General features: G+C 72.0%; 11 protein-coding genes. 3 read left to right on the forward strand and 8 right to left on the reverse strand.

Going from position 1 to position 10,788, the window contains the following annotated elements; genetic code table 11:
• Window positions 1-27: 27 nt before the first annotated feature.
• From ACZ3ZE_RS34415 to ACZ3ZE_RS34425, 3 genes are all read left to right on the forward strand, one after another.
• A complete protein-coding gene (locus ACZ3ZE_RS34415; protein ID WP_361171284.1) occupies window positions 28-990 on the forward strand; it encodes an HAD family hydrolase in 963 nt (320 codons plus the stop codon).
• A 470-nt stretch (window positions 991-1,460) separates the two neighbouring features.
• Window positions 1,461-2,246: an ECF subfamily RNA polymerase sigma factor, BldN family gene (locus tag ACZ3ZE_RS34420; protein WP_361171281.1), complete on the forward strand. Its 786-nt coding sequence runs from the start codon at window positions 1,461-1,463 to the stop codon at window positions 2,244-2,246.
• 304 nt (window positions 2,247-2,550) lie between these two features.
• Window positions 2,551-3,750: a DUF5667 domain-containing protein gene (locus ACZ3ZE_RS34425; protein ID WP_467261834.1), complete on the forward strand. Its 1,200-nt coding sequence runs from the start codon at window positions 2,551-2,553 to the stop codon at window positions 3,748-3,750.
• A 96-nt stretch (window positions 3,751-3,846) separates the two neighbouring features.
• Here the strand turns inward: ACZ3ZE_RS34425 and ACZ3ZE_RS34430 are convergent, their stop codons facing one another.
• The 8 genes from ACZ3ZE_RS34430 to ACZ3ZE_RS34465 form a co-directional block, all read right to left on the reverse strand.
• The gene (locus ACZ3ZE_RS34430; RefSeq protein ID WP_361171275.1) at window positions 3,847-4,836 is read right to left on the reverse strand and encodes a lysophospholipid acyltransferase family protein; all 990 of its coding nucleotides are present in this window, start codon (window positions 4,834-4,836) and stop codon (window positions 3,847-3,849) included.
• 14 nt (window positions 4,837-4,850) lie between these two features.
• Entirely contained in the window at window positions 4,851-5,909 is a 1,059-nt protein-coding gene (locus tag ACZ3ZE_RS34435; protein WP_467261836.1) for an NAD-dependent epimerase/dehydratase family protein, read from the reverse strand.
• Between the two features lie 148 nt (window positions 5,910-6,057).
• Window positions 6,058-6,156 carry a 30S ribosomal protein bS22 gene (locus tag ACZ3ZE_RS34440; protein WP_003948845.1) on the reverse strand — a complete coding sequence of 33 codons (99 nt, stop codon included), beginning with the start codon at window positions 6,154-6,156 and terminating at the stop codon, window positions 6,058-6,060.
• Window positions 6,157-6,307: 151 nt separating this feature from the next.
• Complete coding sequence (locus tag ACZ3ZE_RS34445; protein ID WP_046910004.1) at window positions 6,308-6,517, reverse strand: helix-turn-helix domain-containing protein; 210 nt, start codon at window positions 6,515-6,517, stop codon at window positions 6,308-6,310.
• A gap of 127 nt (window positions 6,518-6,644) precedes the next feature.
• A complete protein-coding gene (locus ACZ3ZE_RS34450) occupies window positions 6,645-7,460 on the reverse strand; it encodes a phosphatase (RefSeq protein ID WP_361171271.1) in 816 nt (271 codons plus the stop codon).
• A 175-nt stretch (window positions 7,461-7,635) separates the two neighbouring features.
• Entirely contained in the window at window positions 7,636-8,814 is a 1,179-nt protein-coding gene (locus tag ACZ3ZE_RS34455) for an acetoin utilization protein AcuC (protein ID WP_442305304.1), read from the reverse strand.
• Window positions 8,783-9,991 carry an MFS transporter gene (locus ACZ3ZE_RS34460; RefSeq protein WP_361171265.1) on the reverse strand — a complete coding sequence of 403 codons (1,209 nt, stop codon included), beginning with the start codon at window positions 9,989-9,991 and terminating at the stop codon, window positions 8,783-8,785. Before ACZ3ZE_RS34460 ends, ACZ3ZE_RS34455 begins: the two co-directional genes overlap by 32 nt.
• 43 nt (window positions 9,992-10,034) lie before the next feature.
• The gene (locus ACZ3ZE_RS34465) at window positions 10,035-10,682 is read right to left on the reverse strand and encodes an HAD family hydrolase (RefSeq protein WP_363290826.1); all 648 of its coding nucleotides are present in this window, start codon (window positions 10,680-10,682) and stop codon (window positions 10,035-10,037) included.
• Window positions 10,683-10,788: the final 106 nt, after the last annotated feature.

Consider the following 10,788-nt stretch of genomic DNA (forward strand, 5'->3'; position numbering starts at 1 on the left):
CCGAACAGACTGGCTATGCTCAACGACATGGCCGCTCTGGGATGGCTCACCCCCCGTAGGCGCTCCGCCACCGCGCGCAGCGTCCTGGCAGGCGAGGCCGCCGCGGAGGCGGCCCGCAAGACCTCTCAGCAGCTGGAGCGCGAGAGAGAAGAGGCGCTGCGGCGCGACGAGGCCGCCGAGGAAACCGCGCCCGTGGAGCCGGAGTTCCCCGTCGCCGGAGACACCGAGGCCGCCGCCTTCTTCGACCTCGACAACACCGTGATGCAGGGCGCCGCGATCTTCCACTTCGGCCGCGGCCTGTACAAGCGGAAGTTCTTCCAGCGCCGCGAACTCGCCCGCTTCGCCTGGGCGCAGGTCTGGTTCCGGCTGGCCGGCGTCGAGGACCCCGAGCACATGCAGGAGGCACGCGACAGCGCCCTGTCCATCGTCAAGGGCCACCGCGTCTCCGAGCTGATGTCGATCGGCGAGGAGATCTACGACGAGTACATGGCCGACCGCATCTGGCCCGGCACCCGGGCGCTCGCCCAGGCGCACCTGGACGCGGGCCAGAAGGTCTGGCTGGTCACCGCCGCCCCCGTCGAGACCGCCACGATCATCGCCCGCCGCCTCGGCCTCACCGGCGCGCTGGGCACGGTCGCCGAGTCCGTCGACGGCGTCTACACCGGCCGTCTGGTCGGCGAGCTCCTGCACGGGCCGGCCAAGGCCGAGGCGGTACGCGCCCTGGCGGCGGCCGAGGGCCTGGACCTCGCGCGCTGCGCCGCGTACAGCGACTCGCACAACGACGTCCCGATGCTCTCGCTGGTCGGGCACCCGTACGCGGTGAACCCGGACACCAAGCTGCGCAAGCACGCGCGGGAGCGGGACTGGCGGCTGCGGGACTACCGGACCGGCCGCAAGGCCGCCAAGGTCGGCATCCCGGCCGCCGCGGGCGTCGGCGCCCTCGCGGGCGGCGCGGCCGCCGCGCTCGCCCTGCACCGCCGCCGCCGCTGACACCGGGCCCCGGCCCGCCCGCACGGCACCCCCGGCCCCCCTGCCGAAGATCGCCCGCTCGGCGCGGCGCGCCCTGCGGATACGTTTCGGCTGTGATCATCTGGGACAACCCGGGACCAAGCCGGCTCACCCGTACGTGGTCGAACACCCACGCGCGCGGCGCCACCTGGGCAACACCGCCCCCTACCCGGCAGCGGCCTCGATCACTCACCCGTCCCGCACTTGAGCACAACCCAACCCGCCCCCGGTCACACTCGGAAGTAATCCGATCAACAACCGGTCACGAAGTGCGACTTGTTCCGCCTGTAAGTAGTAACGGATACGACGGAATCGATGATTTGAGCAACTGGGTGTAGCGCTGCCTGTACGAAGCGTTATTCTCCTCAGACGCACAAGGGACCCCACACGTCGCCACGACGAGTGATCGGTCCCGTACTGCACGTGATGGAAGCTCTGCCTCTGGGAGTCCCGTGTACCCACACGTCGGGGTTGACGCCTCGGGCCTGGCTACGCTGCGCGCAACGGTCCTCGACCGTCTGCGCGGCTTCGTCCCCACCGCGTACGCCGGCCTCGCACCCGCCTTCGCCGGACCGGCACCCGTCGGTCCCTGCTATGCCCTCGCCGAGAGCGGTGCCGCTGTCGGCAGACGCGGCACCCGGGGCGGCTCCGGAACCTCGACCGCCGCCCGCCGGCCCACCGCCGACAGCGACAGCGCCCGCATGATGGACCTGGTCGAACGCGCCCAGGCCGGAGAGGCCGACGCCTTCGGCCGGCTCTACGACCAGTACAGCGACACCGTGTACCGCTACATCTACTACCGCGTCGGCGGCAAGGCGACGGCGGAGGACCTCACCAGCGAGACGTTCCTGCGCGCCCTGCGCCGCATCTCCACCTTCACCTGGCAGGGCCGCGACTTCGGCGCCTGGCTGGTGACCATCGCCCGCAACCTCGTCGCCGACCACTTCAAGTCCAGCCGCTTCCGGCTCGAAGTGACCACCGGCGAGATGCTCGACGCCAACGAGGTGGAGCGCAGCCCCGAGGACTCCGTCCTCGAGTCCCTCTCCAACGCCGCCCTGCTCGACGCGGTCCGCCGCCTCAACCCCCAGCAGCAGGAGTGCGTGACCCTCCGCTTCCTCCAGGGCCTGTCGGTCGCCGAGACCGCCCGGGTCATGGGGAAGAACGAGGGCGCGATCAAGACCCTCCAGTACCGGGCCGTCCGCACCCTGGCCCGGCTCCTCCCGGACGACGCCCGCTGAGCGCTGCGCGCCCCCCACACGCGCAGCGCCCGCCGGGCGTCACGCCTCCCACCCCTGCCATCCCTCCCCCCGCACCCCCCGCCACCCGAGACCAACTCACAGTCGGTGACCCATCGATGACGCACTGGTCCGATCATCCTTCGCGCGTAACCCAAGTGCCGCGCCGCTCGTTGTGCGAAATGCAGGCTCCCTGTGGTCACACCAGGTCCACATCCACTCACTCTTTCGTGTGGATGCGCTCAAGGTGTGCAACCCTCCGAACCCCTCGGGGAGTCGAACGTCATGACGAGAGGAGGTGCCGCCAGTGATCGCGAACGTATCGGCGCACCGGCGGGCGAACGCCTTCGCCCAGGCCCTGGAGGACCGGACGTCCGAGGGCGCGGCGGCCGAGCAGTCCGAAGCGACGGCCGAACCGGCCGGGCAAGGACGGCTTTTGGCCCTGGCGAACGGCCTCGGCGAGCTGCCGAAGCCCCAGATGGACCCCGAGGTCAAGGTGGTGCAACGGGCGCAGCTCGTCGCCGCCATGGAGGCGATGTTCGCAGAGGGGACCGCGGCAGCGGTCCCCACCGTGCCCGAGCAGCGGACGGCCGGCGGCAAGGGGGCCCACCGAGCCTCCCCGCTCCGGAAGCTGCGCCCCCGTTCCCGCTGGACCAAGGGCCTCGCCGCGGGAGGGCTCACCGTCGGCGTCGCCGCGGGAGCCTTCAGCGGCGTGGCCGCCGCCAGCTCCGACGCCCTCCCCGGCGACTCCCTCTACGGGCTGAAGCGCGGGATGGAGGATCTCAAGCTGGGCATGGCCGACGACGACGCCGACCGTGGCGGGATCTACCTCGACCAGGCCTCCACCCGCCTGAGCGAAGCCCGCAGACTCATGGAACGGGGCCGCGCGGGCGACCTCGACCACGAATCGCTCGGCGAGATCCGCCGAGTGCTGAGCGGCATGGAGCACGACGCCTCCGAAGGGCACCGGCTCCTCCGCCAGGCCTACGAACGGGACGGCGAGATCGGCCCGATGGCCCGGCTGAACTCCTTCGCCCAGTCCCACCGCGCCACCTGGGACGGACTGCGCGACCGGCTCCCGGTCCAGCTGGCCGACGTGGGCAACCAGGTCAACGACGTCTTCGACGCCATAGACGAAGAGGTCGAGCCACTCCAGTCCGTACTACCGCGCACCCCCGAGCGCGGCACGATCGGTTCCGGCGGCCCGAGCACGCCGCGACACACCCAGCCGGCCGACCCCCAGCACCCGCACACCCAGCCGGCCACCCCTTCCACCACGGGCGACGCCACCCAGCCCCACCCCTCGGGCTCCGGCACCGGCAGCGGTGCGCCCCAGGAGGAGGGCCTGCTCGGCGGCAACACGGGCGGCCTGCTCAACCCGCCCCAGGGCGGCCAGAACACCACCCCGTCCGACGACCCCACGCCCCGCACCCCGGACGTCACGATCCCGCCGATCCTCCCGGGCCTGCTGCCCGGCCTCGGCATCAACAGCGAGGACGTGAAGTAGCCCGGAAGATACGGGGAAGGGGGCGCCGCCCGGCCTGGGCGGCGCCCCCTTCCCCGTACGCGCACGCAGAAGCGCACCGGCGTCGGGCGTCGGGCGTCAGAAGAACACCGACCTCCGCTGCACCAGCAGCTTGTACAGCGTGTGCTGGATCTGCTCCCGGACCTGGTCGGTCAGGTTGAACATCAGCATCGGGTCCTCCGCCGCCTCCAGCGGATAGCCGTCCGTCGGGATCGGCTCCCCGAACTGGATGGTCCACTTCGTCGGCAGCGGCAGCGCGCCCATCGGCCCCAGCCACGGGAAGGTCGGGGTCACCGGGAAGTACGGCAGGCCCAGCACCCGCGCCAGGGTCTTGGCGTTGCCCAGCATCGGATAGATCTCCTCCGCGCCCACGATCGAGCACGGCACGATCGGCACGCCCGCCCGCAGCGCCGTCGACACGAAGCCGCCCCGCCCGAAGCGCTGCAGCTTGTACCGCTCGGCGAACGGCTTCCCCAGCCCCTTGAAGCCCTCCGGCATCACGCCGACGATCTCCCCGGCCCGCAGCAGCCGCTCCGCGTCCTCCGAGCACGCCAGCGTGTGCCCCGCCTTGCGGGCCAGCTCGTTCACCACCGGCAGCATGAAGACCAGGTCCGCCGCGAGCAGCCGCAGATGCCGGCCGGCCGGGTGGTGGTCGTGGACGGCCACCTGCATCATCAGGCCGTCCAGCGGCAGCGCCCCCGAGTGGTTGGACACCACCAGGGCCCCGCCGTCCTTCGGGATGTTCTCGACGCCCTTCACCTCCACCCGGAAGTACTTCTCGTACACCGGGCGCAGCAGCGACATCAGGACCTGGTCGGTGAGCTCCTGGTCGTAGCCGAACTCGTCGACCTCGTAGTCACCGGTCACCCGCCGCCGCAGGAACGCCAGCCCGCCCGCCAGCCGCCGCTCCCAGCCGCCGGACGCGGCGGCGGGGTCCGCCGGGGCCTGGGCAGGGGACTGCTGCGCCGGCAGGGCCCGCACGGCCGCGTCCCCGCCACCGGGGGCGGGGGGCCTGCGGCGGGCCCGCGACCGGTCGTCGTCGAACGGAATGACCTTGGCGTCCGCCATCGGGATCTGGGCTCCTATTCCGCGGGCTGGGAGGTCGGGCTGGAGGCCTTCGCCGCCTTTGCGGCGAGCCGGTCCACGGCCCCCGCGAGCAGGTCCGGCGGCAGCAGGCCGGGCCCCCGGCTCGCGGCGAAGTCGGCGAAGGCCTCCACCGTCGAGTACTGGGGGGTGAAGCCGAGCGTCTCGCGCATCTGGACGGTGGAGACCACCCGGCCGTGGGTGAGCAGCCGGATCTGCTCCGGCGAGAAGTCGGTGACCCCGACGGTGCGCAGCGCCTGCCCCACCCAGGTGACCGCCGGCAGCAGCACCGGCACGGTCGGCCGGCCGAGGCGCCGCGCGCACTGGGAGAGCAGCAGCACCCCGTCGCCCGCCACGTTGAACGTGCCGCTGTTGAGGGTGGCCCGGCGCGGCTCCCGCGCGGCGAGCTCCAGGACGTCCATGACGTCGTCCTCGTGGACGAACTGGAGGCGCGGGTCGTAGCCGAAGACGGTCGGCAGGACCGGCAGGTCCAGGTACTCGGCGAGCGGGGAGTCCACCCGCGGCCCGAGGATGTTCGCGAAGCGCAGCACGCAGACCGCCACGTCCGGGCGGCGCCGGGCGAAGCCCCGTACGTACCCCTCGACCTCGACCGCGTCCTTGGCGAAGCCCCCGCTCGGCAGCGACTTCGCCGGCGTCGTCTCGGTGAACACCGCGGGGTCGCGGGGTGCGGCGCCGTACACGCTGGTGCTGGACTTGACCACGAGCCGTTTGACCCGCGGCGACTTCTGGCAGGCGCCGAGCAGCTGCATGGTGCCGATGACGTTGGTCTCCTTGACCGACGTACGGCCGCCGGAGCCGAGCGCCGTCCCGGTGACGTCCATGTGGGCGACCGTGTCCACGTCGTGCTGGGCCAGGATCTTGGCGATCGCGGGCTGCCGGATGTCCGCCCGGACGAACTCGGCGCCGCCGAGCGGGTGCGGGGAGTCGATCGCGTCGACGGCGATCACCCGGCCGACCTCGGGGTCCCGCTGGACGCGCCGTACGAAACGGGCACCGAGGTGCCGGGCCGCACCGGTGACGAGCACGACCTTGCCCAAGACGAGCGCCTTCCGTCGGTCTTCCATCGGTGTTCCGCTGTCCGACACCGTAGCGCCTCCGCATTTCGGCGCAATAAAAGCGTGGCCCCCCACCGGAAAACCGGTGGGGGGCCACGCCGAGGCGGAACGCCGTTGTTACAGCGGTCGCTTACTTCTTGTTGCGACGCTGAACGCGCGTACGCTTCAGCAGCTTGCGGTGCTTCTTCTTCGCCATCCGCTTGCGCCGCTTCTTGATAACAGAGCCCACGACTACCCTCGCTCACTACTCGGAACATCCCCGCGCCAGCGGGGATCGGTGCGGGGCGTCTGGGCCCACACGACCTACGAGGGGCTAGCCTACCGCCCCGAGCGACCCGCTCGTAATCCGAGGGCGGAAGCGGGCTGAGGCCGCGCGCTCGCTACGCGGTCGCCACCCCCACGAAGGACTCCCTGAGGTACTCGTGAACCGCCTGTTCCGGCACCCGGAAGGACCTTCCCACCCGGATCGCGGGCAGATGACCGCTGTGTACCAAGCGGTACACGGTCATCTTCGAGACGCGCATCACCGAGGCGACCTCCGCCACGGTCAGAAACTTCACCTCGTTGAGAGGCCTGTCGCCAGCAGCCATGACCCACCTGTACCTTCCGCACACGACGCGCACCGGCTTCCCCTCCGGTGACTCTTCGTCGCTGAGCGCTCACGCCCAGACTAGGGGCGGGTGGTACGAGTGGGGAAGAGGAGCTGCCATCGACCGTTTACCGTGACAGACACGCTCGATTGAGTACATAGCGAGTGAGTGGACGGTAGTAGTCCGAGCGCACCGCGTCGTCAAGCGGAACGGCCACGGACACCTGCCCCTGGGCCTCCCCGACGAACAGCGCCGGATCATCCGTATCGGCGAGACCGATGGCCTCGATACCCAGCTGACCTGCCCCGCAGACCCAGCCGTGGTCCCCGACCACCAGCTCCGGCAGCGGCCAGCCGGCCTCGGCCGCACCTTCCAGCACGGCCCTAACCGGCAGCGGGGAGTGGGTGTGCGCCCCGGTCTCACGCCCTGCCGCGGACAGGTCCGCTTCGCGCACCAGCGCGACCCCCCGTACGTAGTCCACGAGGTACGTACGTACGCCGAACCGGGTCGTTATGTCGACACATCTCCCCTGCGCCGGGGTGAGAACAAGACATCCCGCCGCCGACAAAGCGTCTGCGAGCGTGGCGTAGAAACCGAGCAGCCGGTGCGGATGGCCCGTTCCGAACAGCACCGGGGCCCGCCGCCCCGCCGCCTCCCCCAGCCGCTCCGCGAACGCCGCCAGGCCCCCCAGCGTCCGCTCCGGGTCGATCTCGTCCGGCCCCGAACGGTGCGCCGGGTCCCCCGACACCCCGCACCGGTCCGCCATCAGCCGCAGCAGCTCGGCCTCGCCCCACCTCCACAGCGGCTCGATCCCCAAGGTCACCCGGGGGTCGCGCGCCGCGAAGAGCCGGTAGCTGCGCAGACTCGTCTCCCGGGGGGTCGCCACCGTCCCCGCCAACCCCGCCGCCAACAGATGCGCCCGCAGCGCCCCGGTACTCAACACCCTCCCGATGCTGCCGGAACGCCCCCGCGACCGAGCCGAAACCTCCCGCACACCGCACAGTTGGCGTAACAGCCACGCACCTGTCCGCAGCGGGTTCAGGCCAGGCCCGGACCAGGATCGGACCAGGCCCGGAGTCGGGCCCGGAGTCGGGCCCGGGGTCGGGCCCGGAGCAGACTCAGACCAGCAGCCCGCGCAGCGGGAACACCGCCTTGCGCGTCGCCAGGATCGCCTGGTCGAGCCGGTCCGCCGGGTCGTAACCCGCCGCCCACTCCCGCCACTCCACCGGCCACCGCCCGTCCGTCATCCGCGCGGGACCCAGCTGCCGCGTCCGCGCGTACACCTCGTCCCGCCACGAGGACGGCACCACCGACTCCGGCTCCACCGGGGCGTGCGCGGCGATCCCCACCAGATGCGTCCACGACCGCGGTACGACGTCCACGACCGCGTAACCGCCGCCGCCGAGCGCCAGCCACCTGCCCCCGTCGACGTGCGCGTGGGCCAGCTCGTGGCAGGCCTCCTGCACCGCCCGCTGCGCGTCCAGCGACACCGCCAGATGCGCCAGCGGGTCCTCGAAGTGCGTGTCCGCGCCGTGCTGCGTCACCAGGACCTGCGGCCGGAAATCGGCGATCAGCTCCGGCACCACCGCGTGGAACGCGCGCAGCCAGCCCGCGTCCCCGGTCCCCGCCGGCAGCGCCAGGTTCACCGCGCCGCCCTCGCCCGCGCCGGACGCGCCCGTCTCCTCCGGCCAGCCCGTCTGCGGGAACAGCGTCCGCGGATGCTCGTGCAGGGAGATCGTCAGGACCCGCGGATCGTCCCAGAACGCCGCCTGCACACCGTCCCCGTGGTGCACGTCCACGTCCACGTACGCGACCCGCTCCGCGCCCAGCTCCAGGAGCCGGGCGATCGCCAGCGAGGCGTCGTTGTAGATGCAGAACCCGGACGCGGCCCCCGGCATCGCGTGATGCAGGCCGCCCGCGAAGTTGACGGCGTGCGCCGCGTCCCCGCGCCACACCGCCTCCGCCGCGGCCACCGACTGCCCGGCGATCAGCGCCGACACCTCGTGCATCCCCGCGAACGCCGGGTCGTCCACCGTCCCGAGCCCGTACGCCTGGTCGGCCGCCCGCGGGTCCGCCGACGCCGCCCGCACCGCCGCCACGTAGTCCTCGCGGTGCACGAGCCGCAGCGTCGACTCCCCGGCCGGCTTCGCCGCCACCACGTCCACGGCCCGGTCGAGCCCGTAGGCCCGCACCAACCCCATGGTCAGCGCCAGCCGCACCGGGTCCATCGGGTGCTCGGCCCCGAAGTCGTACCCCGTGACAGCTTCATCCCACATCAACAGTGCGCGGCCGCTCATGCGAGCCACCGTATCGGGCCTTCTCCGAGCCGAACGACGTGGCGTACACCACCGTCACCAGGACCAGCACCATCGGCACCACCATCGCCCCGCGATAGCTCCACGCGTCGCCCAGCGCGCCCACCAGCGGCGAGCCGATCAGGAAGCCCACGTAGTTGAAGACGTTCAGCCGCGCCACGGCCGCGTCGCTCGCCGCCGGGAACATGCGGCCCGCCGCGGCGAAGGTCTGCGGCACGATCACGCTCAGCCCGAGCCCCAGCACCGTGAACCCGGCCATCCCCGCCCACGGCCCCGGCGCCAGCGCCACCACGGCGAAGCCCAGGGCCGCGAGCACGGCCCCGCACCGCACGACGAGCACGGCACCGAAGCGCCGCACCCCGAAGTCGCCCACGGTCCGCCCGAGCAGCGTCGTCACCATGTACGCGTTGTACGGGACGGTCGCCAGCTCCTCCGAGGAGCCGAGGACGTCCTGGAGGTACTTCGCCGACCAGTTGGAGACCGTCGAGTCACCGATGTACGCGAAGGTCATCACCAGGCACAGCGGCAGCAGCATCCGGAACACCACACCACCGCCGACCGGGGCCCGGTCGCCCTCCTCGCCGGCCGCGGGACCCGGCTCCCCGGCCACGTACCAGCGGCTCCCGACCAGGACCACGGGCAGCAGCAGCGCCACCACCGGCAGGTAGGACACGAACAGCGACAGATGCCAGTGCGCCCCCACCCAGGCGAGCGAGGCCCCGGCGATGCCGCCGAGGCTGTACGCCGCGTGGAAGCCGAGCATGATGCTCCGCCCGTACGCCCGCTGGAGGCTCACCCCCAGCATGTTCATGGAGGCGTCGAGCGCCCCGACCGCGAGCCCGAACACCCCCAGGGCGACGGCCGCCTGCCACAGCCGGGACCCGGCGCCCACGCCGAGCAGCGCGAGCAGCACCACCGGCTGGACCCAGGCCAGCACCCGCGCCGGCCCGATCCGGGCCACCACCTTCTCCGTGAGCACACTGGACACCCCGGCGAGCACCGGCACGGCCGCCAGGAACAGGGGCAGCAGCCCGTCGGAGATCCCGTAGCGGTCCTGGATCGCCGGTATTCGGGTCACGAGCAGGGCGAAGGTGACCCCCTGCACGAAGAAACCGACCGCCAGGGAGCCCCGCCCACGCCGCAAACGCGCATCGTTCATGGCGGCACAGCGTAGGGCCGGGACCTACTCAGCGGTAGATGGATCACATGCCCAATGTGACCGGCAGCTCGTCCATCGCCCCGAAGTACCCCGTGGCCCCCTCCAGACGCTCCCGCGGCGTCATCGCGGTGTACCCGTAGACGTCCATGCCAGCCGCCACCGCGGCCTGGACCCCGAGCCCGCTGTCCTCGACGACCGCGCACCGCTCGGGCGCCACTCCCATGCGCGCGGCGGCGTGCAGGAAGAGGTCGGGCGACGGCTTGCCCCGGCCGACGTCCTCGGCGCTGAACACGGTCCCGTCCCGGAACCACACGTCGAGCCCGGTCTTCCGGTGCCCGACCCGGATCCGCTCGTGGCTCCCGGACGACGCCACGCAGTACGGCACTCCCGCGTCCGCGAACCGCTCGAGCACCTCGGCGGCCCCGGCGACGGGCTCCAACTCCCGCTGGAAGCCGTCGAACACGCGCCGGTGGAAGACCTCGTCGAACTCGGCGGGCAGCCGCTTCCCGGACCGCTCCTCGACGAGCTCGTGGATGCGGTGCATGGCCGACCCCATGTAGTCGCGGATCGACTCCTCGTACGAGGTGGGGTGGCCGAGCTCGGTGAGGTAGCCGGCCAGGATGGTGTTGGAGATCGGCTCGCTGTCCACGAGCACACCGTCGTTGTCGAAGATGATCAGGTCATAGCCCATGAAGATCACCCTAAACGCAGAAAAGCCCCGCACCATAAGGTGCGGGGCTTTCCCACAATGATTGTTCGGCGGCGTCCTACTCTCCCACAGGGTCCCCCCTGCAGTA

The organism is Streptomyces sp. NPDC023157 (genome assembly GCF_055560575.1).